This is a genomic window from Paraglaciecola sp. 2405UD69-4 (assembly GCF_047525415.1).
In the GTDB taxonomy this organism is placed as follows: Bacteria; Pseudomonadota; Gammaproteobacteria; order Enterobacterales; family Alteromonadaceae; genus Paraglaciecola.
The window spans coordinates 83,345-107,509 of sequence record NZ_JBLIXM010000004.1 but is presented as its reverse complement, the minus strand read 5'-3'; the positions used below and the strand labels follow the sequence as shown (position 1 = coordinate 107,509).

Here is a 24,165-nt window from a genome sequence, read left to right as displayed (position 1 = left end):
GCCCTTAAACAAGGGCTTTTTTGTTATTGGTAAGTATTAAGCAGACAGTTGTAAGCCTTGCTCTTTGGGAGTAGTAGATTGCTGATAGTAATTTTCGATAACAGATACGCGACGGGTGATCTCTAAACTTCTATTTTGTAACGCTTGATTATCTTGCTCTGCAATAAAATCAAATGACTGTTGACCACTTTCATTATCAACAAACAGTGCATGGTTTTGCAGAGATCGTGTAGGTGTACCTTCATCAATGCTATTAACAATGTCTTCTAAATCTGGCCCTTGCGATACAGTCCCATCATCTGAGCTATCAATAAGGGGAGAGGTCTGCCTAAAAGCAACTTGCGATTGCTCAGCATTTTCTGAGGCTATTTCAGTGCGAGCTTCTAAGGCAATTTGTGATGCTTCAGCTGCCACCCGCAAGTCTGCCGCACTAGGCTCTGCAGGGGCTAAGGCAGCCGCTTTGACTTGCTGCGCTTTACGAATGGTTTCTTCTGGGGTCGACTCTTTAGAAACGTCTATTGATACTTCACCACTAACAGCATATTGCTGACCGTCTGGCCCTATTTCATATTCATATTTGGGTGAACCCGCATATTGGCCACCCACAGAAGCATGAGCTTGTTCATGGGTTCGAACTTCTGCATCTCGCTCTTTAAGTTCTGAAATCTCTTGCTGTTCTGCTTGTTGCTGCTGTTTTTCTTCGGCAGTTTCTTTGCCAGCACTTTCATCTTGAGCGTTATCTTGACTGCTAGTGTTTTGAGTATCTAGTTGCTGACCTGCCTGAATACTAGGCTTTTCGTAGGTAAGGGGTTGTGAGGCTTGACCTGGAGTTTTAGTTTTGTCTTTTTCTGAACCTACTCCTGTCTCAGCAGCCGAGTTTTCAGCAGAACTAAGCGCAGGAACGGTTTCTCTTTGAATATTGTCCCTACGCACAGATTCAGTATTAACTGTACCTGCATTAAAAATAGTAGGAGTAGGAATGGGAGGGATAATATTCATAGTCAGAAACTAAGTAGCCTAAGCAAAAATATCGAGCAGAGTACCGACTGTGCCATTAGCAACATCTAAAACTTTAGCTGAAGCCTCAGCATTATTGGCACTAACAGATAAACCAACTAAGTCTGAGGTTATACCTGATGTTGTTTCTGGTAAAAGCTGCTTAACATTACTCAACTGAGTTACGGTTGCGTTTGCTAAAAACTCTTGAGGTGTACTTGAAGATGTGTCCTGAACCGACAAACTTGCTAAATTAGAGGCACTATTGGTTATCGCGTCAGAGGCATTTTGAATGCCCAAAGTACCGCTTACAATAGCTGAATTTATATTATTACTTACGTTCACAGGCCCGTCCCCACGAGTTAACCTTAACTGCTTAATTATTAATCATAAAGTCATAAATAGAAAGACATTCCTTAGCCTATGTTTAAATGAAACTGTTTACGGTTATATCAAGCCGTTATAGGTTGGCAAACAGCTACAGTGTTAGTGCTCCCAATAATCGTTTCACGAAACCCTCGGTATCAGAAATAAAAGGAGCATGAGAAGCATGGGCAATAACTTCCACCTTAGCAGTTGGGCTTAGCTCCCTTAATTGCTCAGAAACAGCGGCTGGAACTAAGCTGTCTAATCTGCCTAAAAAGATATGGCAGGGCATAGTTAGCTGATTAAGCTTAACTCTTAGGTCTACCTTTTCAAGCATGTTTAAACCTGCCATAAGGGCCGTCTCAGAAGGGTTGGGATACTGCTGTACATTTTGTTTGATTGTCTTAACATCAAACTTAGCATTTTCACTTCCCATTGCTTGGATCATCAAAAAGCGCTCTAACATTTTCGAAAAATCTAAAGATAATTGACGGGCAAAAAGCATCAGCACATTTTTCTCAATACCTGGCCAATCAGGCTCCTTTGCAAATTTTGGAGTAGAGCAAACTAAAATAAGTTGGCTAAGCTTTTCTGGAAAATCATAGGCAATCTGCTGAGCAATTAAGCCACCTAAAGACCAACCAATTAATACACAAGATGTTGGCAAATGAGCTGCGATAAGCGCTGAAACAGTATCGATATCATAGGGTTCTGGTAACTTATCGTGATTTTGTCCGTAACCGGGAAGGTCTATAGTCGTTATAGAGTATTCCTTCGCTAGTATGTCTATCAGAGGCTGCCATACACCACTATTTACTCCCCAACCATGTAAGAATACTAGGTTTGGCCCCTGCCCAATCTTTGTAACATTTAAATTAATCGACATATTTCTTCTACACTTAATTGACGTTTAACGGGAGTCTTTGTTTAAAGTAATTGACTAAATTGAGGCTTATTAAATATAAACCAAGGATGGTTAGCGAATGATTATACCCTTTGAGCAGCACTGTTTAATATGCAAACAATCTTCAAGCCATCTTATTTGTGGCTATTGTAAAAAAGACTTAGTCCTGTTTGAACTAGCCAACTATGACTTTAACTTAATGCTAAACCCTAAAGTTAAAAAAGGATTAGCAAAAGTCGACTTTTCTAATGTTGTGGCGCTAAGCGATTACCAGTGGCCGCTTTCAAAATTAGTAACGGGTCTAAAATTTTCAGCATATATACCTAATGCCAAAGCTCTTGCTACCCTTTTTAATAATCATTGTCTTAGGGATATCAGCACGTTACCGCAATTAATACTGCCTATTCCTTTACATAAAAATCGCTACTTTAAGCGTAAGTTTAACCAAAGCATAGAATTGGCCAAACAAATTAATAAGCTATCTCATATACCTTTAAACACATCTAGTTTGTACCGTAACAAAGCCACACAAGCACAAACAAAATTAAGTGCAGCAAAGCGCAGACAAAACCTAAAACATGCTTTTATAGTCAACCCAAAGAGCAACTTAATGCAGTATCAACACATAGCATTATTTGATGATGTAATTACCACAGGCACCACAATGAATTATGCCTACAACACATTAAAAGCTGCCTATCCCCACTTGAAGATAGACATATGGTGTATTTGTCTTACCCTTGCGCCTTGATAAATGGCGCCATAAAAATTGCGTTACTCATTAAGCGGCTAGTGCCATACCAAACACCTCTGAAGTTTACGTTGTTAGCAAAGGCAATGACCTTACCCTTACCTACGTTGTGAGCTACAACGGCAGCACTGCCACTTATTTGCTCTTGAATCTCTTGCGCTGTGTATCCTGCCATAAGGGATGTTTGGGGGTGAAAAGCTGCAGTTATAAAAGGTTTTACAGGCTTTCGTAACACAATCGCGCTATTGCGAAATACCGGTAAGGTTTCTGAATGAAAACCAAAGGCTAGTGGGTGACTTAAGTCTAGCTGGGTTTCATAAACAGCCCCTGCAACTCTTTGCTTTGCAGCCAAACTATCTTTGTCTTTATAACTAAGATGATCTGTTGCAAAAGCCGACTGAACATCACTTTCTGTTTTAACTGAAACTTTTAACCAGTTGTTATTTGAAAACCAAGCTACTGCTGATTTTTGCCCTATGAGTACACCGCCGTTTCGAAGCCAAGTATCAAGGTTTTGAGAAATTCTATCCGCTACATTTTTATATGAGCCTTGCACCCAAATCATATGAGTGTAGTTCTCAAGGTTTAGTGTTTGTAGCTCATTCATATCTGTGACCGAAACAGGCATATCTAGGTGTTGGTCAAGATAATGCCAAACTTCTCCCACCTCATACTGAGATGTACCTTTGCCGCCCACTAACAATACTTTAGGCTGAGAGACATTGAGCATTTTTCGGCTACCTATATCAATTCCTTGAGTGGTTAAGCCCGATGAAATAGAGTGCACCGAAATACCTAAATCAACACTTTGCGCTTCAAGTATCGCCACAAGATTATCTGGTTGCGCTAACGCAGTAGGGACAATTACTGCACCTGCAGAAAAGCTCATACCACCCTGAGAGGTTTTCGCAAAAAAAGCATCACCAGCCACTTTGACCTTAATGTTACTGGCTAATAATCTTTGTAGTAATTTAGGTGCGTTATAATCATCCCAAGAAAAAGCGTAGGCATAAGCTGATGACTGCAGCTCAGGCAATATAGCTTGGGAAGTAGATTGGCTTTGCTTATTTACTTTAGGAGCCCTAGATACTGGTGTGTATTGAATATTGAATGCTAAAGGCAAATTCCAATTCGAGACATCATAGAAAGTATTATCATCAAAACTTTTGCGGGTAGAAAATATAGACTTAATTAATCTGTATTGAGCTTGGTCTAAAGGAACAAATACACTGCTTTGGGCTTCAAAGGTTTGATTATCTACCTTAGTGTTTTTAGATAATGGCCAATATTCAATTTTATGGGCTTTAAAAATAGATAGCATTTTTGCAAAACGCGTTTTATCTAGTTTTTCCTGCAGAATATAACCAGCAAGGTCATCATCTTTTATTAAGTCATTAGTCTGTTGAACAAATTCAACCTGATAGTCTAACAAAGCTTTTTTATTGGCCAGAGCCCCCTCAAAGGTTGATAAGGTGGTTGTCACCTGATTTTGAATCGTGTCAGAAAACCTTAACTCACCATTTACTGTATCTTGCACATGACCGCGACTGCTCGCTTGCTCGAATAAAATACCTATGCTTCCTATCGAGTCAGGATAGGTTGAACCTTTTCCATAGTAAAAATCATCATAGGATTCACCACTAAAATACAGCTGCTTAGTTTTATCTAAGGCTGCGGCATGAAAGTTTCCTAATTTAGTTGTCAGTTCTACGTTTTTTCTAGGGGTCCACGGATTTTTCCTTGACGGAATGCCTGGCTGAAAAAAGTATGTACTGTTTGATCCCATTTCGTGAAAGTCAGTGAGCACATGGGGGCGCCATTGATGAAACTGAGCAATACGGGCTCTTGACTCGGGGTGGGTTAGCAACAACCAATCTCGATTTAAATCAAACCAGTAGTGATTTGTTCTTCCCGATGGCCAGGCTTCTTTATGTTCGCGATGTTGCGGATCAGCAACTAAGGTATTGCCTCTATGCATATTGGCCCATTGAGCAAAACGGGACAAACCGTCAGGGTTAAGGCTTGGGTCTAACAACACCAGATTATTATTTAACAGCTCATCTATTTTTTGACTTTCACCTGCCGCTAAATAATAAGCCACCAGCAACGCTGCATTACTTCCAGATGCTTCATTGCCATGGACACTGTAACCCATCCACAATATAAGAGGGTCATCTGCACTCGCTGACTTTCCTAAATTATTAATGTGCTTGGCTTGAATAGCCGCAAGATTTTTTTGGTTTTCAGGAGAGCTAAAAGCCAATAAATATAAGGGTCTATTTTCATGGGTTCGCCCGGTTTCGACTATGCTGACTCTGTCTGACTGGGCAGCTAATAACTGCATATAATTTGCGAGTTGATCATGACGTACGTGCCACTCCCCCACTTCTGCCCCAAGTGCTTCGGTAGGTGAGGTAATATTAGGGTTAAATCTTGTATCTCTTGGTAAATAGTCTTCATCGCCAACAGCAGAAACATAACCACTTACCATCAAAAAAGAAAATGCGAAAAGTCGCAGTATAAAAGTCATAACGGTCTATCCGATCAAAAAGCAGAGGTTTTTAGAAAAGGGTCGCACGTTTTAGTTAAAATTAACATAAGGAAATGCTATTACCCGAGTGTTTTAGTCAAGTAATTTTGTTATCCTGTTGGCAATAATAGTTTTAAGGTATTTGTTCAATGATTACAATTTCTGATACAGCTCAAGCCCACTTTGGCAAACTACTTGAGAAGCAAGAGCCAGACACCAATATTCGAGTATTTGTGGTCAACCCAGGTACACCAAGTGCAGAATGTGGCGTGTCATATTGCCCGCCAGACGCAGTTGAAGCGTCAGACACAGTATTAGAGTTTAATGGTTTTGACGCTGTAGTTGACTTAGAAAGCGCGCCCTTTTTAGAAGACGCCGAAATCGACTTTGTCACCGACCAAATGGGCTCACAACTTACCCTTAAAGCCCCTAACGCTAAAGCCAGAAAAGTAGACAGCGATGCTCCATTGAATGAGCGCGTTATCTATATGATAGAGTCAGAGATCAACCCGCAGCTAGCAAGCCACGGTGGTAAGGTAATGTTAGTTGAAATAACAGAAGCCAAAGAAGCTATTCTTGAGTTTGGCGGTGGTTGTAATGGTTGTGCCCAAGTAGATGTCACCTTAAAAGATGGTATTGAAAAGCAAATGTTAGAGCAGTTTCCCGGTGAGTTAACAGCCGTTAAAGATGCCACTGAGCACCAAGCTGGCGAGCACTCTTACTACTAAACCGCACAAAGCCAAGTAAATAAGGAAATACCAATTAACTGGTTAAACCGCTTAGCTAATAACCCAGCAAAAAGTTGGACTGAGTTTAAACGGGGTTTAGGGATATTTTGTGGCGGCGTAATATGTATTCTAATGGGGGCTAAATATTATGCCCTCATTCAAATTCCTGGCTTGATACTTCTTGTAATTGGAAGCCTGTACGCAATAAAAGGTTACATTGGTATTTTAGCTCACCGTATGACAGCAAGCTTTAAGCCTGTTTCTCGATTTGAAAATGATGACCACAAAGATACATAAAATACCCACCAAGACTGACACCTCTGGCCATTAAAAAGCAGCTCATAGCTATCCACAACCCTTGATTTTCTAAATTAGCAAAAATATAAAAAGCTGGGAAATACACAGCTAAAGCACAAAATAGCATACTGTTGCGCATAGCAACTGCACGGGTTAAGCCTACAAATACCCCATCAAAGTAAAAGCACCAATGGGCGATAATTGGCAAGCTATAAATGAACCAATGATAATCCCTGATGGCAACTTGTAGTTCGACTTGGTCGGTAAGTAAACCTACTATTTCTTCACCAAATCCTACAAACACTAAACTATACACTACCGCTAACAAGCAAGACCAAATCAAACCATGCAAGGTGACTTGCTTTATCCCCACTGATGATAACCTTCCTTTTTGTTCACCCACCAATGCCTCTGCAGCAAAAGCGACTCCATCTAACCCTAAGGCAATAAGCGTAAAAAATTGCATTAAAATAGCGTTTATGGCGGCATTAGTAGGGCTAAACCCTACTCCTTTAAAAATTAAGAAACCAATGCAAGCTTGTAGTGCTAAGTTTCTGAAAAAAGTATTACCGTTTAGGTTTAGTAAAGGTTTTAACTGTGAGAAAGTTAACCATTTTTTACTAAATTGAATGTGCGCTAAGCCTTTCACTGCCATCCATGTACTTACAGCGGTAATAGTATATTCGCTGACCACAGTAGCGAGTGCGACCCCTTGCACGCCCCATTCAAATACAAACACAAAACATATGCTCAGGGCGACGTTAATTAAGTTTCCGATTACTTGAATCGCCAATACTTGCTTAGTTTGTTGCTGGCCTATCATCCACCCAATCAATGCAAGGTTTAACATGGCAGCAGGTGCACCCCATATTCGCGCCTTGAAGTAATCAATCATAGCTTGCTTAACTAACTCGGTGGTCTCAGAAAACCTTAAGCCAATGGTTAAAATCACATCCTGAAGCGCTAGGAGCCCACAACCTAAAACCAATCCAATTAAAAGGCTTTGAAACAAAGACTGATTTATTTTAGATACCTTGGCGCTACCTTTAGCTTGGGCGCTCAAACCCGTACTGGTCATACGCAAAAAGCCGCACACCCAATATATTTGAGTAATCAATAGGGTTGCTACAGAAGCTCCTGCCAAGAAATAACTGCCCTGCATATGGCCTAACACAGCTGTATCCACCAGCCCCATCAAAGGAGTTGTGATATTGCTTAGGATCATTGGAAGTGCAATAACAACAATCTGCTTATGTAGGCTGAGCTGCCAGAAATTTGATAGAGTAGGTACTTTAATTTTCACATCACTTTGTTACAGGCCCAGTTATGGACATCAAATCAATCGTACTTAGCATAACATTCACATTGTTTAGCATACAGTTGTGGGCGCAGGATAATGCTGTAATTTTAGTGTATCACCATGTTAGTAATTCCACGCCTCCGGTGACCTCTGTATCACCCGATACATTTAAAGAACATATGCGCTATCTTGATCAACATCACAAAGTTTTACCATTACAGCAGGTTATCGAAAGCTTACAGAACAACCGACCATTACCCGATAAAGCTGTTGTGATAACCTTTGACGACGGCTATAAAAATATTTATGAAAACGCTCATCCAATATTGCGAGAATTTGGATTCCCCTACACTATATTTGTAAACCCTCCACTTATTGGAAAAGCTCACTACCAGTTAGACTGGAAACAAGTACAAGAGATGGCGTCGCAAGGGGTTAGCTTTGCCAATCATGGCAATCAACACACCCATATGTTGACACGAGAAAAAAATGAAACAGAACAGGCCTGGTTACAGCGTTCAATCGAAGACGTGCAACAAGCAGAGCAACAGCTGTTAGCTAAACTCGGCTACAGCCTAAAATATTTTGCTTACCCATATGGTGAATTTAATAACAAGCTGAAAAACAGCCTAGCGGATTTAGGATATATAGGATTTGCTCAGCACAGTGGAGCTATTTCATCTTTTAGCGACTTTTCTGCGTTGCCACGATTTCCTGCAGCGGGTATCTACAGCAACCTGAAAACACTAAAAATCAAAATGAGTGCTCTGGCTATGCCTGTATCTGAGGTTAGCCAGCAAGATCCAGTCATTACCTCATCCCCACAAAAGCTGGCATTTAATGTGAAGGATGAAGATTTAAGACCAAGCCAGATAAATTGCTTTCAAAATAATGAAGTACTACCTAAAGAAATCAACCAAGAACACATAACTCTATCAATTAAAACCATTGATAAAGCCGGTAGACACAGAATAAATTGCACCGCTGTAAGTAAACAAGACAGCTCTAGGTACTACTGGTTTTCACAACCCTTTCTAATGGCCACACCACAAGGGCAGTGGTTAGACTAACCTAAGGTTTTAAGTAAATGCCAATGGGCATCTAAACCTAAGGCTTGCATGCGATTGGTTGTGCCAGACAGGTCAGCTTTCACAAATCCTTGGTGCTCATAAAAAGCTAAAGCTGACCTATTGTTAGCTGCAACATCTAAGCTTAAATGTGTCTTGTTAGCTGCAACAGCTTGCTGCTCCATAAACGCTAACATGGCTTTGCCATAACCTAAACCTTGATAACTGCTAGCAACAGAAAGGTGGCCAACACACCATTCATTGGGTGCTGGCTTAGGGATACAATCTTGAGTGATTAGGCTATTACGGAGTATGGAGTGAACATGTTCAGCCCCGTAAAAATTAAGCAAACTGCTCAAGGTAGCCTGATGAAACTCTTTACTTAATTGACTATGCCATGCAGACACACAGCCAATGGTTTGTTGATTTGTCACCACCACCCAATGATTTAAGTAACCATACTGGCCATCAGGCTCAGTTAGGCAGCTAGCCAAAAACTTTAAAGCAGTTAAGTCCGTATTTATATCCAAAACCGCTGCTAAGGTTTCTGACCCTGAAGCAAAAATAAGAGGGGCTAATGCAATAGCATCAGAAGGGTTAGCCTGCCTAATAATCATTTAAGATTGTTTTAGATACAAGCTAGAGCACATCATTAAGGCTTAGCCCCTGCAATAATTGCAGGCATATCCTCTAAGATTTTCTGCCCCTCACTAACTGGTAGTTTACCGACAGAAAAATCAGGCTTAAAGCGCCCTATAACTTGTGCGCTTGGGTTAATCACTACAACAGAAGAGCTATGGTCTACCAAATAATTGGGATTATCAGTGCTTTCTGTCATGGAGTACATCATTCCCATGGCCCTAACAAAAGGGAAAAGCTGAACATGCTCTGCGGTTGCGGCAATAAAGTCTGGATCAAAAAAGTTGATATATTCATTCAACCTTTCTGTTGAATCTCGGTTTGGATCCACCGAAATAAAAATCACCTGAAGCGGCTTATCTGTAGGGATTTTCTGTAGTTCAGGATAGATACCTTTTAATTCCGCTAAGGTAGTCGGGCAAATATCAGGGCAATAGGTATAGCCAACAAAGACCAAACTCCAATGATCCTTCAAGTCGGCTATAGTGAGGGCCTCTCCCTTATGAGTTACCAACTCAAAGTCAGGTAAAGCTCGCGCTTGAGGATACAGACTAATATGCTCGGTTTGGGGCCCTGTCTGCGGCGGTGCAATATACACAGAGGCTATCAACCCCAAAATTAAGGCTACCAAAGCAATAACGCCGGCTTGAATTTTACTCATTTATACACTTGTCTCTAGCTTTAAAACTGTAAGTAATGATCCACTAATAACACCACAAACAACACCATAAGATGAATAATAGAGAACCTAAAGGTTTCTATTGCGGTTTTATTATTAGCTGCAAATTTTAGTTTCCAAGCGTAATACAAAAAGCCCGCATTTAATACAGTTGATCCAAGGAGATAAATCAAACCAGTCATGCCTGTTAAGTAAGGTAATAAACACACCACACTCAATAAAACTGTGTACAGCAAGATAGACGTTTTAGTAAATTCAATACCATGGGTAACAGGTAACATTGGCACTTTAGCCCGAGCATAATCTTTCTTTCGATGAATAGCCAAAGCCCAAAAATGGGGTGGAGTCCAAGTGAAAACAATCAAAACTAATAGCAGGGCATTGGCGTGAACTTCACCTGTTACTGCTGTCCAGCCTAAAAGCGGGGGGATAGCGCCAGCTAATCCGCCTATTACAATATTCTGTGGAGTAGCACGTTTTAAGTACATAGTATAAACAACGGCATAACCAAGAAGACCGGCTAACGTTAAAAAGGCAGTTAAACGATTTACCCATACCTCCAAAATCACATAGCCAATGAGTGTTAATAAAGCTGCAAAAATAAGAGCTTTTTGAGGTGTAACCTTTCCTTTTACAACGGGCCGATTAAATGTTCGCGCCATTTGGCTGTCTATTTTACGGTCGACTACGTGATTAATCACGGCAGCAGCAGATGATAAAAAACCGATACCAATTAGCCCTGCAATAAGCACTTGCCAACCAACCCAAGACTCAGTAGCCAAACACATACCTACCAAGGCCGTCAGCAGCAGTAATAGCACCACTTTAGGTTTGGTCATTTCATAGTAATCTTTGCATGCACTGTAAAAATTAGTCGTGCTTATTGGTTGTGCCGCAGTTATAACTTTACTCATAACTTTCTCTCCTATATTTTGCGATATAAGGTGTAGGCAATAGCCACCAAGGACAACAGCAAACAAGCGGCCATTGCGTTATGCATTACTGCTATAACCACGGGTAAACTGAATACCACATTGCTCACACCTAAAATTACTTGCACCCCAAGAATAAGCACCATGACGACTGACAGCCTTTTGATTAACTTCGAGTTAGATAAGGCAAACAAGCGAACACCCAACCAACACAAATATAAAAAGGTAATTAAAGCACCTGCTCTATGTAAAATGTGCATAGTCACCCGCTCATTGTAATCATGGGCACCATATTCATAGTTCTCTACGTCAGGAACGCTGAATGCTCCTAAAAAGTCTAACCTGCCTAACCAGCCAGGTTCACATATGGGTAATTCTGTACAGGCTAAAGCAGCATAATTTGCAGACGTCCAGCCTCCCAACGCAATTTGCACTGTTACGATAAACAGCCCCAAAATCGTAAATTTTCGAAACTCCCTTAATCGATGATCCCCTCCTGGAATACGATAAGGGCTCAGTTTTAAATATAGTAAGAACAAACAGGAAAGTAAGGTAAATCCCCCCAACAAATGCCCCATGACAACCACAGGGAGCAAATTGAGGGTAACCGTCCACATTCCCAGCGCTCCTTGAAAGCACACTAAACACAGTAAGAAAAAGGGAAGTTTTACGGGGGCGTGTTCGGCTCTTTTTAATGAGCTAGCAACAAAAATTATTAAAATCACAAACCCAAGACCACTAGCAAAGTAACGATGGATCATTTCATTCCATGCTTTATGCTCTTCAAAGGGCCTATCAGGAAAAGCCTGCTGCGCGGTTTCTATATTTTCGGTTGTTTTTGCAAAACTCAGATGGCCGTAACAGCCCGGCCAATCGGGGCAACCCAAACCCGCATCGGTTAGTCGAGCATAAGCGCCCAACACTATCACAACAAAAGCCAACGCTATGCTCAATACCACAAGCTTTTTCATTGAACCCCTCCTAACCAATACGTGATAACTTCAACACTTTACGAATATCAAAAAGCATATCTCTGCTATGTAGAATGGCGTCCTCTTTGTTGTCGTAAACTGGATAACGGAGAATGATGTTATTTAAGGTGTCTGCAATAAAAATGCCCTGAATATCAGTATCTTTGAAGACTTGCTTGAGGGTTTCTTCATTGGTGTTCACCACTCTATATTCTGCTTGCTCATTGGCTAAAGCAAGTTGCTCAGTATCACTACCTGCAAATGCTAATACTAGAGTTTCAGCTCTGTTTCTTTCTTTACCTAAAGCACTATGTACTTGGGCAATACTGTACAAAGCATTCTTGCAAGACTCTGTACATTTCTCGGGTAAAACATAAAGCAATTTCCATTTTGGGTCGACCGACTTAACTTGTAGCGTTCCCATGTCTAAGGCCGGTTGTATTAGCTCACCCTTGTTTGTCGCAGCTTGATTAAACCAGTTATTGTCTAGGGCAATTTTTGCCAAAATAACAGGTAACATGAAAGCTGTAATAAAGATAAAAATTGTACGCTTGTTAGTTGCTTTTTCATCGCTACTCATGACGGCTCCTTAGTTGCTTTTTACGTTGTGCCAAAACAAAAACTGCAATAGCAGCAATGGCTAACAGAAACCACTGCACTGCGTAAGCTATATGTTTTTCTGGCGGCATCACCACTGCTTGCCAATGTCGCTCAAAACCTGAATCAGGCTCGGCGTTTAACAATACGACTAACGGCAGAAAGTCATGGTCAAAATGTTGCGCCATGATTTCTATATCTATTTGCTGTAAGACCTTCGGCCACTGACCATCAAAGACTGCGGTCTCTTTCACCATAGGATTCTTATTAGGAATAGCGACCACTCCTGAATACTCTCTTGAGTCTGCACTTAGGTTTACTAGTGGTAAATGACCGCGACTTTCCATGGCTGCCACCCATCCAAAGTTAGCAAGCACCCAAGCTGAATTTGTGTAAACAGGCACTAAAACATGATAGCCAACGCGGCCTTTGTGGATTTTATTGTCAATCAAAAAATACTTGGTGCGCATTGCTTCACCCACAATAGAAACGGGCATATCTAAAATATCGTCAAAACTTTTATCTAGCAGTGCTGTTATTGTCATTTGCTCTTCACTTTGGCCTTGTTGAATAGATAACAATCGTTCTGTCTTCTGCTGCGCTCTTTGTAATTGCCACACACCTAATGCAAACATAATGACAACCGCTGTAAATGTTACTAAGCTAGCTACCATTGAAAAGTGTGACTTAGTGCTGTTTACAGCCATCGGTTACCAGTACTTTGGAGTGGCAAAATGATCGTTAAGCTAATCATTGGGGCGTTACTATTATTTATGGTATTCAACCTTTTTAAAGCCATGATGGTGATGTTAAAAAATGACCCTAACCAAGCACCAATGAGCAAATTTATTGGACGTAGACTCATAATATCTGCGCTTATCATCCTCTTAATACTCTTAGCTATGGCAACAGGTCTGATAACACCAAACCCATCACCATATTAAGGGCCACCAACCCCGAGATAACCAGCAAAAGTCACTGTTTTATAAAATATAAACAAAGAAAAACAGCATCACCCAAACCACATCAACAAAGTGCCAGTACCAACTGCCAGCTTGAAAAGCAAAGTGGTTATCTGGTGTGAAATGCCCCTTGAACACCCTAAGTAACATTACCAATAAAATGACTGTTCCTAAGGTGACATGAAATCCATGAAAGCCAGTTAACATAAAGAAAGTATTTCCATAAATGCCGGCATCTAGGGTTAGCCCCATTTCCGTATAGGCATGGATATACTCCTCAACCTGCAAGGCCAAAAAGATACACCCTAAAACAACGGTAATACTTAACCAGATTTTGAGCTTTTGTCGTTTATTCTCTTCTAAAGCTAGATGGGCCATATGGCAGGTAACTGAAGAAACCATTAATATAATAGTGTTTATAAGCGGTAAGCCATACCAGCCCATTGCCTCGGTTTTGGTGCCGCCTGGGGTTTCGATTAAGGGCCAAACTGCATTAAACATGGGCCACAAAACCTCACCTGTCATATCGTTATTAGATGCGCCGCCAAGCCAAGGCACAGCGATAACTCGTGCATAAAATAAAGCCCCAAAAAAAGCCGCAAAAAACATCACTTCAGAAAAAATAAACCATGCCATTCCTTGCCGGTAAGAGCGTCCTAATTGGGAGCTGTACATGCCACTCATAGATTCATGAATTTGGTTTCTGAACCAACCAAACAGCATAACAACTAATGTAATTAGCCCTGCAGCTAAAATAAAACCACCATATCCGTCTTTATCTCTTGTGGTTTCAATGACAAAATTTCCAGCACCAACGGCGATAAGAAACAAAGCAACCGCCCCCATAAAAGGCCAAGGGCTTTCTGCTGGTACATAATACTTTTCATATTTTTCAGACATTTTTGCTCTCCTAACCCCTTAATTCATCACTACGACTTCTTGGATATCAGAAGAAGGAGTGACGTTATATAGGGTGTATTGAACGGTAAAATAAGTAATATTTTTAGGTAGTTGTGGGTCAACATAAAACTTCATGGGCATATGCACTTCTTCGCCAGCGTTTAAGGTTTGTTGTTCAAAACAAAAACACTCTGTTTTATTCATGTATAGCGCCGCAGGACCAGGAGATACAGAAGGTACAGCCTGGCCAACAATTAAAGAATTAGCTGGATTACGAACATAAAAGTTCACTTGGCTCATCTCACCGGGGTGAACTTTTACTTGTCGTGTTTCGGCTTTAAACTCCCATGGCATACCCGTATTGATACGCGTAATGAAATCCACGGTTATCAAGCGACTTTTGTCCACCTCAACAGATTCATACACAGCTGCTGTTTCTGACGTTTTACCATTAATACCCAGCGCATCGCATAGCACATCATAGAGAGGCACTAAGGCAAAACCAAAACCAAACATACCCAAAACAATAGCAAGTAACTTCACTACCATTTTGTTGTTTTTGCTTCGTTCTTGCTGCTTATTCATAGAATTTAGCCCTAGGGTATTTACTTCACTTCAGGGGGTGTTTCAAAGCTGTGATAAGGAGCAGGAGAGGGAATTTCCCACTCTAATCCTTCAGCCCCTTCCCATACTTGGTCCGATACAGGCTCGCCTTTTTTCTTACAGGCTTTAATCAAAACAGCTAAGAAAATAAGTTGCGACAGACCAAAGGCAAAGCCACCTATACTGATCCACTTATTGAAGTCGGCAAACTGTAAAGCATAATCAGGGATACGTCTGGGCATGCCCGCTAAGCCAACAAAATGCATAGGGAAAAACAACACATTCACAGAAATGAGTGAACACCAGAAATGCCACTTGGCTAAGCCAATATCGAACATCTTTCCGGTCCACTTAGGTAACCAATAATACACTGCCGCCATAATTGAAAATATCGCGCCAGTTACAAGTACATAATGAAAATGCGCCACCACAAAATAGGTATCATGGTATTGAAAATCTACTGGAGTGATAGCCAACATCAGGCCAGACAAGCCCCCTATGGTAAATAGCACAATAAAGGCTAAGGCAAATAGCATAGGCACTTCAAATGTCATTGAGCCTCGCCACATAGTGGCAACCCAGTTAAATACTTTTACCCCAGTAGGTACTGAGATCAGCATAGTAGCGAACATAAAAAACAGCTCTGCGGCCACTGGCATACCTGTGGTAAACATATGATGCGCCCACACAACAAATGACAACAAAGCAATAGAGGCTGTGGCGTAAACCATAGAGGCATAACCAAATAAACGCTTTCTGGCAAAAGTTGGAATGATCTGCGAAATAATCCCAAATGCCGGCAAAATCATTATGTACACTTCAGGGTGCCCAAAGAACCAAAAGATATGCTGGAACATGACAGGATCACCACCACCAGCAGCATCAAAAAAGCTTGTTCCAAAGAATTTATCTGTGAGTACCATAGTTACAGCACCCGCTAAAACAGGCATAACAGCGATAAGTAAAAACGCGGTAATCAGCCAAGTCCAAACAAACAAGGGCATTTTCATCCAAGTCATACCTGGCGCCCGCATGTTCCAGATTGTGACTATCACATTGATTGCGCCCATAATCGAAGACGCCCCCATAATATGCACCGCAAATACAAATAAAGCGGTACCATCATTACTGTAAGTGGTTGAAAGAGGCGCATAGAATGTCCAGCCAAAAGCAGGGCCGCCACCTTCCATGAACAATGAAGATAGTAAAATTGCAAAAGCAAAAGGTAAGATCCAGAAGCTCCAGTTATTCATTCTAGGCAAAGCCATATCTGGCGCACCTATCATCATAGGGATTAACCAGTTAGCCAACCCAGTAAAAGCAGGCATAACCGCTCCAAACACCATGATCAAACCATGAACGGTGGTCATTTGGTTGAAGAAGTTTGGCTCTACAATTTGCAACCCGGGTTGAAATAATTCAGCGCGGATCACCATAGCCATGGCGCCGCCGGTTAGAAACATAATAAACGCAAACCACAGATACAAAGTACCTATGTCTTTATGGTTAGTAGTGTATAACCAACGCTTTATACCAGTTGGTATATGATGTTCGTGGTGCTCTTCGTCATGAGGGCCATCATGATGAGTGTTATTGGTTGTTACAGTCATGGTCACCTCTCCTATTTTCCGTTCATTGCAGCGTGAATGTCTTTGGCTTGCACCAAGTCACCAGTATTGTTTCCCCAAGCGTTTCGCTCATAGGTAACAACAGCGGCTAATTCAGACATGGTTAATTGCTTGGCATAAGCCTGCATGGCAGTGCCAGTTACACCGTTAAGTAAAATATTAATATGTTTAGGTTGGTCGGCAGTAGCAACTTGACTACCTTTAAGCGCTGGAAATACCCCCTGCAAGCCCTCTCCGTTAGGCATATGACAAGCTGCGCAATTGGCGTTATAAACTTTTTCTCCTAGCGCCATAGACTCTGCCATGGTCATATTCATAGCCAATAACCTTTGCTCTTCTTGCTTGGCTTTTAGCTGGATATTCTCTTGTTCCGTGATCCACCTATCATATTCAGCAGGCTCTTTTGCAATAACAACAATTGGCATAAAGCCGTGGTCTTTACCACACAACTCAGCACATTGGCCTCGATAAATACCGGGGTCGTTAACTAAGGTCCAAGCATCATTAATAAAACCTGGGTTTGCATCTTGTTTCACAGCAAAATCAGGCACCCACCAAGCATGGATCACATCATCAGAGGTAATAAGAAAACGTACTTTTTGACCGGTGGGAATAACCAGAGGCCTATCAACCTCCAGTAGATAATTTTCGCCTTTTGCAAATTTTCCAGATATTTGTTCGGCTTGTGTTGCCATTTTTGAGTAATACTCAAGGTCGTTATCCATATACTTGTAATGCCATTTCCACTGAGAGCCAGTTACTAAGACTGTCACTCCGGGCTCACTAGCATCTTCCATTTCTATTAACAGCTTCATCGCCGGTACGGCCATAGCAATCAAGATAATGAAAGGAATAACAGTCCAGGCTATTTCTACTTTGACGCTCTCATGAAAATTAGCGGGTTTAGCACCCCGAGATTTTCGGTGAAAATACATAGAAATGAACATGGTGATAAACACACCAGCACCAATAACAATACAAATAATGAACATCAACATATGCATGTCATAAACTTCAGCGCTTATTTCAGTTACGCCTTTAGTCATATTTAATTGATATTGATTAATTTTATCCGTGGCTTCTGCAAATACTGGAGTGGTAGCGAATAAGGGTAATAATATTCCAGTCTTGGGCAAAATTCTCTTCACTTGACACCTCATAAACGTTTTACGTATTAGTATTTATTCATTGTCAAAAACACCAGAAGCGAGAGATTACGCAATAACAATGGTTAAATATACGTTAATTTATTGTTACAAATTGATACGAGAAAGTTAAGAATGGACTATTTTATAGGGGTTCGTCTAGCTTTTTTGTATAAAATACAAACTAAAGTTTATTTTTTAAGCATTTAAATGTTAAATGATTTACAAGGAGAGAAGTGAACTAAAAAGTTACAAAAGCAGGTAAGTGTTAGCTAAAAAGCGCAATCAAGGTAACTGCGCTTTTATGTGTTTTACTGTAAAAAAGGTTACATCCAATCAGCGTTACGAATTACACCAACAGCAATACCTTCGATATTGAAAGGTTGATTAGCCAAATCAACTTTAATAGGCGCAAAATCATCGTTCTCGGCATGCAGTAACACTTCACGGCCCTTTTTCTCTAGGCGTTTTACTGTCACATCTTCATCTACACGGGCCACAACAACTTGACCATTATGGACATCAGTAGTGCGATGCACGGCTAATAAATCACCGTCCAAAATACCGATATCTTTCATACTCATACCGTTTACTCTCAATAAAAAATCAGCACTGGGCTTAAACAAACTTGGATCAACTTGATAATGCCCTTCAACATGCTCTTGAGCTAAGATAGGCTCACCAGCAGCAACCTGACCAATTAGTGGTAAACCAAGATCTTCGAGTTGATCTTCAATAGGTGTGTTGAGTTTTATACCGCGAGAAGTTCCCGGTAAAATTTCGATAACCCCTTTACGTGCCAAAGCTTTTAAATGCTCTTCAGCTGCATTGGCTGATTTAAAACCAAGGTTTCTGGCAATTTCAGCTCGGGTGGGAGGCATACCTGTATCTAACATAGTATCTTTTATGAGTTGTAAAACTTCTTCTTGTCGTTTCGTTAATGGACGCATAACCAGCCTGTTTATCTATACAGTTAGTGTGAGTATATACAGTTATTAAAAAACCTCAAATTTGTTTTACATTGATTAAGGAGAGTCAAATGAAGAACATACTTTTTATTTGTAGCCGGAACCAATGGCGCAGCCCAACTGCTGAAAAGGTTTGGAAAAATCACCCAGAGTTAAACGTCAGGTCCGCAGGTACTAGCCCAAGGGCGAAAAGAACGGTAAGTGTCAAAGACATTCAATGGGCAGATGTGATTTTTGTGATGGAGGAAAAACACAAAAGCCGGCATATGCCGGCCGTGCTAATTCATTAGTACCTAGCTTTAGTCTTTAACCCCTTTCAACAAAAAACCAACAGACATAGGTAAAGTGAAAAACGGTGCCAACATCATAAAGGCTAGAATCGGCCCTACTTTTTGTGGAGGTGGCTCAAACGAACTAATCACCCCATATCCAAACAGATAAGGCAACAATATATAAGCCAAGGTAAAGGCACTAAACATCCAGACAGACGGCTTAGATTTTTTCAAGAACAAGTAAGCCGATACTGCAAATACCATTGCCCAGAGTATGGATGGGATATGCATAAACATGTCGACCTCTAGGTGAGATACACCACTTTCGTTCCATGCAATTCCCCAATATTCGCTATTAAACAATATGTAATGCACTTCACCCGCCATCAAAAGCTGCCACAAATGCTCTGAAGGCATACGCATGTTTGACAACCAACCAACAAATAAAGCAATGGTTGGCAACGCCAGTACACATAAAAGAATGCTGAGTGTTTTTACAAAACCTGTTGTTCTAATCATCGCTTTTTGCCCATCCCAAATCGCCAGTGTGGTTTGTCTTAGTAGCCAGTTGTTTGCATCTTGATTGGTCTGCTGGCGCTCTGTGTATTCCTCTTCTATATCGCCTATTAGCTCGTCACGATAGGTTGGATTAGCTAATCGTGACAACAGCCAAGTCGCTAACTTGGACATAGTTGTGTGCTGTTTTTGAGATGAATGAGTATTAAGCATGTCCACCTCCCACTGTCAGTACAACACCTTGCCACATGGTATCCATGGTTTGCTTAGCGTGTTTAAGTGCTGCCTTACCTTCAGCTGTTACCGAAAAAAAGCGCTTAGGTCTTCCGCCACGTTGCGCGGTGGCCTCTCCGAGTTTAGACACGACCAAACCTTTTTTCTCCATTCGTTCTAATGTTGAGTACAAAGCCCCTAAAGCAACATCTCTGTTTATTTCGCGCTGTAAAAGCTGACGAATAGCCGCACCATATGCATTGGTTTCTAAGCGCAACAATGCGAGCAAAACAACTTGTTCAAATTCACCTAACGTTTTCTGATTCATCACACCCTCCCTATATTTCCTACAATGTAGTTTTTAAAAATAGGCTTTGCAAAAAAAATTACTACATTGTAGTAATTTTAATGTATACCAAGGTATACAAAGCAATACGGGATAAAGTAGAACTTGATAGACTCAGTCCGCTTAAATTGAAGTGCCCCCAGACAGTTTTTTACCAAGCATTTCAATCAGCAAAAGCAAACTGCATATTCTCTGTGATATCCTTTACTGGTTCTAAAACCTATTAGTTGAGAGAGAAAATGTGGCTGGGTAAATTGCTACTAACAATCGTTACAATCCCTACAAAGTGGTTAGTAAAAGCCACCAGTACACCGACAGATATCGAAGGTGAATTGGGTATAGATAAATCCAAACCTATCGTTTATTTACTGCGTACTCATTCCATTACCGATCTTATCGCACTAAAAATGTCTGCAAAAACTTTAGGCTTACCTAAACCAACAGACACGATTGAAGTCGCAGGGGAAAGCCATGCTTCTTGTTTGTTTTTACAAAAGCCAAGGTCAGTGCTCAATCGTAAAAAAAGTAATACCGATATTCTTGAAGACGCAACAGAACTATTCAAATTACACAGAGAAAACCCAGATTTAGATATTCAAATAGTCCCTGTATCTATTCTTTGGGGCCGGGCCCCCGACAAAACCCTATCAAGTTGGTCTGACATTATTGCCAATCAGGTATCACCTAGCTGGCTGCGTAAATTCTTTATTGTGCTGTTTTTAGGGCGCGATAACTTTGTTTGTTATAGCAAGGCAGTGTCGTCTCGAGCCATGGTGCAACTCAAAGGCGACGACCAAACCATAGCTCACAAATTAGTTAGAGTCGCCGGCACTCACTTTCATCGCAGGCAGCAAACCCTTACTGGCCCCAATATTTTAGAAAGGCATGAATTATATAACGGCGTGTTAGGCTCTGAATTTGTACTTAAAGCCATAGATGACCGCGCCAAAACAAAAAATATTAGCCAGCAAAAAGCCAAGCTTGAAGCCAAAAAATATGTAGATGAAATTGCCGCAGATTACCGGCCAGGGCTAATCCGCCTTGGCGAAAGGATCTTAACTAAGATATGGAATAAAATTTACAACGGCATAGAAGTTAATCACGCTGAAAAAGTCCGAAACCTAGCACAAAATGGCCACGAAATTATCTATGTTCCTTGCCATCGTAGCCATATGGATTATTTGTTACTCACCTATGTTATTTACCATCAAGGATTAGTAACTCCAAGAATAGCTGCAGGGATTAACCTTAACTTTCCACCTGTTGGCGGCATTTTGCGTAAAGCCGGAGCATTTTATTTACGCCGCAGTTTTGCTGGCAATAAACTATACACAGCAGTGTTTCGTGAATACTTAGAGTTGCTTTTCAAAAAAGGCAATTCAGTAAAGTATTTTCCTGAAGGTGGTCGCAGTAGAACAGGGCGTTTACTGCCCCCTAAAACTGGCATGCTCGCCATGACAATGCAAGCTGTAGCAAAAGGTATAAACCGCCCTGTGAGTATAGTGCCTGTTTACATAGGCTACGAACATGTAATGGAAGTATCCAGTTACGTTAAAGAGCTTAATGGCAAAAGTAAGCAAAAAGAATCTTTTTTCCAAATATTCTCAGCCATTAAAAAGCTTAAAAATTACGGTACTGGCTTTTTAAACTTTGGCGAACCTATCAATCTTACTAACTTTTTAGATCAACAAGCCCCAAATTGGCGAGAAGAGCAGCAAGCCAATGTTGATAAAAAGCCCCAGTGGTTAACACCTGTAGTGAACAGCCTTGCCACAGAGGTGATGAGCAGAATTAACCAAGCGGCGGCGGTAAACGGCATGGCGCTTTGCTCGTTATGCTTGTTGTCATCGAATAAACATGCCATGTCGAGGATAGAGTTAGAAACAGCAATGGATCATTTTATTGCGCTACTCAAAGACTCTCCATACAGCGAAATGGTAACAATACCAGAAACTAGCGGAGCCGAATTACTAGCAAACACACTAAAACTCAACAAGCTCACAGTGACCGAAGACAGCTTTGGCGAAATCGTTTCTCTAAAAGAAAGTACTGCCGTGGCCCAAACCTATTACAGAAATAACATTCTACATTTGTTCGCTTTACCCGGACTAATAGCTGCCATAGTGTTCGCACACGACGAGCTAGACAAATCACAAATAGTTAAACTAACCGGAAACCTCTACCCATTACTTAAGCAAGAGCTTTTCATGCACATGGACCATCAAGAAGCACAAGAATACATAGAGTCACTTATAGATCAGATGTTGAGTATGGGTTTGTTAGTTGACGAAAATGGAAAAATTCAGCATGCCACGCCTTCAAGCCATGCCTTTTACTCTGTGTATTTACTTAATCGCAGCATTCAAGAAACCCTGCAACGTTACGCACTTGTACTCACTTTGCTGTGCAAAGAAGAGCAAATAAACCGCAAAGAGCTAGAAAAACAAAGTACACAGTTTGCAGCTCGGTTGTCAGCTTTAAATGGCATTAACTCTCCTGAGTTTTTTGATAAAAAAGTACTCGCGACCTTTATTAACGCGTTAAAAGAAAACGGCCTAGTAGAAGCAGATGAACAAGGGCAATTAAGCTATGCCAAACAAAGTGACCTACTTAAAAATGAAGTGACTGCGCTAATAGAGCCAGAAATCGCGCTGCGGCTACAGCAAATATAAGGCGTAAAAAAGTAACTCAAGGAATGAGATAAAGAATACAAAGCCAACACTATAACTTTGTATTTTTTGACTATGATTATTAGCGTCAATATTTACATTGGCGCTAAACGACCAAAAGGATTTCACCATGTCTAAACTTATTTTATCACTGGATGGCGGCGGTATTCGCGGTGCTGCCACCACTCAATTTTTAAGCCAAGTAGAGGCTCAACTACAAGCCAAGTATCAAAAATCGGTTCGTGACTGTGTTGATTTTTATGCCGGAACCAGCACAGGTAGCATCATTGCTTTGGCGCTGGCCACCACAGATATGTCTATGGATGACATAAACAATCTATATAATGTCACCAATGCCAAAAAGATATTTACCGATAACAAAGGCGTGTTCGAGCTAGATGGTATTAACGCCCCCAAGTACGAAGCAAGGGGCAAATCTTCAACCTTAAAAGACAAGCTAGGCGCAGCAAAATTAGGTGATGTGCCTGATGGGAAACACGTACTTGCCGTCACTTATGGCGTAGAAAAGCGTCGCCCCTTTGTGATTAAGTCCACTAAACCTGAATATCAAAAGCTACTGTCTTACCAAGTGGCAGACTCTTCGAGTGCAGCACCTACCTATTTCCCCACTAAAGGCTTACCACTGCCCCCAGATAACGAAGAACACTGGCTAATCGATGGCGGTGTGGTAGCCAACAACCCCACTATGTGCGCGTATGCAGAGGCAAGTCGTTTATGGCCAACACTTGAAAAACGGGTATTAACCATAGGCACAGGTACCCACACTCGCAAAATTAATGGCCCAGACTCACGCAAATGGGGCGCAGTACAGTGGATGTTAAAGGGCCAAATTATAGATTTATTGTCAGACGAAAAAGTCGTCGCCTACCAAGCCATTACTATTACCCAACCAGGTAAATATATTCGAGTAAATGCAGAAATGCGCACCCAGCCCGGCCTCCCCAAAGCCCCTGACGATGCCATGGACGATATTAGTAAAACCAATATAAAAAGACTAAAAGCTTTAGGGGACTTTTGGTTTACACGCTATGGCGATGCCGTAGTTGAGTTACTAAACGATAGTTATCAAGGCCCGTCTTTGGATAGGATTGATCCAACAACAGGCGAGCCAATTGTTTATCAGCCTTAATTGTTAAATTAGGGCAGCTATGAGCAACTTGTAAAT

At 41.1% G+C, this 24,165-nt stretch carries 25 protein-coding genes; 7 read left to right on the top strand and 18 right to left on the bottom strand.

The window, feature by feature from the left end; genetic code table 11:
* Positions 1 to 36 precede the first annotated feature (36 nt).
* From ACMUMK_RS14445 to bioH, 3 genes are all read right to left on the bottom strand, one after another.
* On the bottom strand, positions 37 to 999 hold the full coding sequence (locus ACMUMK_RS14445; protein ID WP_414701851.1) for a putative metalloprotease CJM1_0395 family protein: 963 nt from the start codon (positions 997 to 999) through the stop codon (positions 37 to 39).
* A gap of 18 nt (positions 1,000 to 1,017) precedes the next feature.
* Positions 1,018 to 1,341, bottom strand: a complete 324-nt coding sequence (locus tag ACMUMK_RS14440) for a hypothetical protein (protein WP_414701850.1) — start codon at positions 1,339 to 1,341, stop codon at positions 1,018 to 1,020.
* A gap of 133 nt (positions 1,342 to 1,474) precedes the next feature.
* Complete coding sequence (bioH, locus tag ACMUMK_RS14435; RefSeq protein WP_414701849.1) at positions 1,475 to 2,248, bottom strand: pimeloyl-ACP methyl ester esterase BioH; 774 nt, start codon at positions 2,246 to 2,248, stop codon at positions 1,475 to 1,477.
* Between the two features lie 97 nt (positions 2,249 to 2,345).
* Between bioH and ACMUMK_RS14430 the strand changes: the two genes are divergently transcribed.
* Entirely contained in the window at positions 2,346 to 3,017 is a 672-nt protein-coding gene (locus tag ACMUMK_RS14430) for a ComF family protein (RefSeq protein ID WP_414701848.1), read from the top strand.
* Here the strand turns inward: ACMUMK_RS14430 and ACMUMK_RS14425 are convergent.
* The gene (locus tag ACMUMK_RS14425) at positions 3,001 to 5,547 is read right to left on the bottom strand and encodes a M14 metallopeptidase family protein (RefSeq protein WP_414701847.1); all 2,547 of its coding nucleotides are present in this window, start codon (positions 5,545 to 5,547) and stop codon (positions 3,001 to 3,003) included. The two genes, ACMUMK_RS14430 and ACMUMK_RS14425, sit on opposite strands and share 17 nt — an antisense overlap.
* 149 nt (positions 5,548 to 5,696) lie before the next feature.
* On the opposite strand from ACMUMK_RS14425, the gene nfuA reads away from it, so the two are divergent.
* Positions 5,697 to 6,275 (top strand): Fe-S biogenesis protein NfuA, encoded by a 579-nt coding sequence (gene nfuA / locus ACMUMK_RS14420; protein WP_414701846.1) that lies wholly within the window; start codon positions 5,697 to 5,699, stop codon positions 6,273 to 6,275.
* A 250-nt stretch (positions 6,276 to 6,525) separates the two neighbouring features.
* On the opposite strand, the gene ACMUMK_RS14415 is transcribed toward nfuA, so the two are convergent.
* Complete coding sequence (locus ACMUMK_RS14415) at positions 6,526 to 7,875, bottom strand: MATE family efflux transporter (RefSeq protein WP_414701845.1); 1,350 nt, start codon at positions 7,873 to 7,875, stop codon at positions 6,526 to 6,528.
* A gap of 23 nt (positions 7,876 to 7,898) precedes the next feature.
* Here ACMUMK_RS14415 and ACMUMK_RS14410 point away from each other — a divergent pair, with 23 nt between their 5' ends.
* Positions 7,899 to 8,942: a polysaccharide deacetylase family protein gene (locus tag ACMUMK_RS14410; protein ID WP_414701844.1), complete on the top strand. Its 1,044-nt coding sequence runs from the start codon at positions 7,899 to 7,901 to the stop codon at positions 8,940 to 8,942.
* Here ACMUMK_RS14410 and ACMUMK_RS14405 read toward each other — a convergent pair.
* The 6 genes from ACMUMK_RS14405 to ACMUMK_RS14380 are packed head-to-tail and all read right to left on the bottom strand — an operon-like array spanning position 8,939 to position 13,464.
* The gene (locus ACMUMK_RS14405) at positions 8,939 to 9,556 is read right to left on the bottom strand and encodes a GNAT family N-acetyltransferase (RefSeq protein WP_414701843.1); all 618 of its coding nucleotides are present in this window, start codon (positions 9,554 to 9,556) and stop codon (positions 8,939 to 8,941) included. The two genes, ACMUMK_RS14410 and ACMUMK_RS14405, sit on opposite strands and share 4 nt — an antisense overlap.
* A gap of 35 nt (positions 9,557 to 9,591) precedes the next feature.
* Complete coding sequence (locus tag ACMUMK_RS14400) at positions 9,592 to 10,239, bottom strand: SCO family protein (protein ID WP_414701842.1); 648 nt, start codon at positions 10,237 to 10,239, stop codon at positions 9,592 to 9,594.
* Positions 10,240 to 10,259: 20 nt separating this feature from the next.
* Complete coding sequence (gene cyoE / locus ACMUMK_RS14395) at positions 10,260 to 11,171, bottom strand: heme o synthase (RefSeq protein WP_414701841.1); 912 nt, start codon at positions 11,169 to 11,171, stop codon at positions 10,260 to 10,262.
* 11 nt (positions 11,172 to 11,182) lie between these two features.
* Positions 11,183 to 12,160 carry a COX15/CtaA family protein gene (locus ACMUMK_RS14390; protein ID WP_414701840.1) on the bottom strand — a complete coding sequence of 326 codons (978 nt, stop codon included), beginning with the start codon at positions 12,158 to 12,160 and terminating at the stop codon, positions 11,183 to 11,185.
* A 10-nt stretch (positions 12,161 to 12,170) separates the two neighbouring features.
* Complete coding sequence (locus tag ACMUMK_RS14385) at positions 12,171 to 12,740, bottom strand: hypothetical protein (protein ID WP_414701839.1); 570 nt, start codon at positions 12,738 to 12,740, stop codon at positions 12,171 to 12,173.
* On the bottom strand, positions 12,733 to 13,464 hold the full coding sequence (locus ACMUMK_RS14380) for an SURF1 family protein (RefSeq protein ID WP_414701838.1): 732 nt from the start codon (positions 13,462 to 13,464) through the stop codon (positions 12,733 to 12,735). Before ACMUMK_RS14380 ends, ACMUMK_RS14385 begins: the two co-directional genes overlap by 8 nt.
* 27 nt (positions 13,465 to 13,491) lie before the next feature.
* On the opposite strand from ACMUMK_RS14380, the gene ACMUMK_RS14375 reads away from it, so the two are divergent.
* Positions 13,492 to 13,701, top strand: coding sequence for a DUF2909 domain-containing protein (locus ACMUMK_RS14375; protein ID WP_414701837.1), 210 nt, complete (start codon positions 13,492 to 13,494; stop codon positions 13,699 to 13,701).
* Between the two features lie 39 nt (positions 13,702 to 13,740).
* Here the strand turns inward: ACMUMK_RS14375 and ACMUMK_RS14370 are convergent, their stop codons facing one another.
* The 5 genes from ACMUMK_RS14370 to lexA all read right to left on the bottom strand — a co-directional run bounded on the left by ACMUMK_RS14370 (position 13,741) and on the right by lexA (position 18,945).
* Complete coding sequence (locus ACMUMK_RS14370) at positions 13,741 to 14,619, bottom strand: cytochrome c oxidase subunit 3 (RefSeq protein ID WP_414701836.1); 879 nt, start codon at positions 14,617 to 14,619, stop codon at positions 13,741 to 13,743.
* Between the two features lie 18 nt (positions 14,620 to 14,637).
* A complete protein-coding gene (locus ACMUMK_RS14365) occupies positions 14,638 to 15,204 on the bottom strand; it encodes a cytochrome c oxidase assembly protein (protein ID WP_414701835.1) in 567 nt (188 codons plus the stop codon).
* A 20-nt stretch (positions 15,205 to 15,224) separates the two neighbouring features.
* On the bottom strand, positions 15,225 to 16,832 hold the full coding sequence (ctaD, locus tag ACMUMK_RS14360) for a cytochrome c oxidase subunit I (protein ID WP_414701834.1): 1,608 nt from the start codon (positions 16,830 to 16,832) through the stop codon (positions 15,225 to 15,227).
* An 11-nt stretch (positions 16,833 to 16,843) separates the two neighbouring features.
* Positions 16,844 to 17,917, bottom strand: coding sequence for a cytochrome c oxidase subunit II (coxB, locus tag ACMUMK_RS14355; RefSeq protein ID WP_414702017.1), 1,074 nt, complete (start codon positions 17,915 to 17,917; stop codon positions 16,844 to 16,846).
* Positions 17,918 to 18,321: 404 nt separating this feature from the next.
* Positions 18,322 to 18,945, bottom strand: coding sequence for a transcriptional repressor LexA (gene lexA, locus ACMUMK_RS14350; protein WP_133470000.1), 624 nt, complete (start codon positions 18,943 to 18,945; stop codon positions 18,322 to 18,324).
* An 89-nt stretch (positions 18,946 to 19,034) separates the two neighbouring features.
* Here lexA and ACMUMK_RS14345 point away from each other — a divergent pair, with 89 nt between their 5' ends.
* Complete coding sequence (locus ACMUMK_RS14345) at positions 19,035 to 19,253, top strand: hypothetical protein (protein WP_414701833.1); 219 nt, start codon at positions 19,035 to 19,037, stop codon at positions 19,251 to 19,253.
* A 9-nt stretch (positions 19,254 to 19,262) separates the two neighbouring features.
* Here the strand turns inward: ACMUMK_RS14345 and ACMUMK_RS14340 are convergent, their stop codons facing one another.
* Both ACMUMK_RS14340 and ACMUMK_RS14335 read right to left on the bottom strand, forming a co-directional pair.
* The gene (locus ACMUMK_RS14340) at positions 19,263 to 19,964 is read right to left on the bottom strand and encodes a hypothetical protein (RefSeq protein ID WP_414701832.1); all 702 of its coding nucleotides are present in this window, start codon (positions 19,962 to 19,964) and stop codon (positions 19,263 to 19,265) included.
* Positions 19,957 to 20,292, bottom strand: coding sequence for a PadR family transcriptional regulator (locus ACMUMK_RS14335; protein WP_414701831.1), 336 nt, complete (start codon positions 20,290 to 20,292; stop codon positions 19,957 to 19,959). Before ACMUMK_RS14335 ends, ACMUMK_RS14340 begins: the two co-directional genes overlap by 8 nt.
* A 257-nt stretch (positions 20,293 to 20,549) precedes the next feature.
* On the opposite strand from ACMUMK_RS14335, the gene plsB reads away from it, so the two are divergent.
* Together plsB and ACMUMK_RS14325 are read left to right on the top strand one after the other, a co-directional pair.
* Positions 20,550 to 22,982 (top strand): glycerol-3-phosphate 1-O-acyltransferase PlsB, encoded by a 2,433-nt coding sequence (plsB, locus tag ACMUMK_RS14330; RefSeq protein ID WP_414701830.1) that lies wholly within the window; start codon positions 20,550 to 20,552, stop codon positions 22,980 to 22,982.
* A 127-nt stretch (positions 22,983 to 23,109) separates the two neighbouring features.
* Positions 23,110 to 24,129: a patatin-like phospholipase family protein gene (locus tag ACMUMK_RS14325; protein ID WP_414701829.1), complete on the top strand. Its 1,020-nt coding sequence runs from the start codon at positions 23,110 to 23,112 to the stop codon at positions 24,127 to 24,129.
* The last annotated feature ends 36 nt before the right edge of the window (positions 24,130 to 24,165 follow it).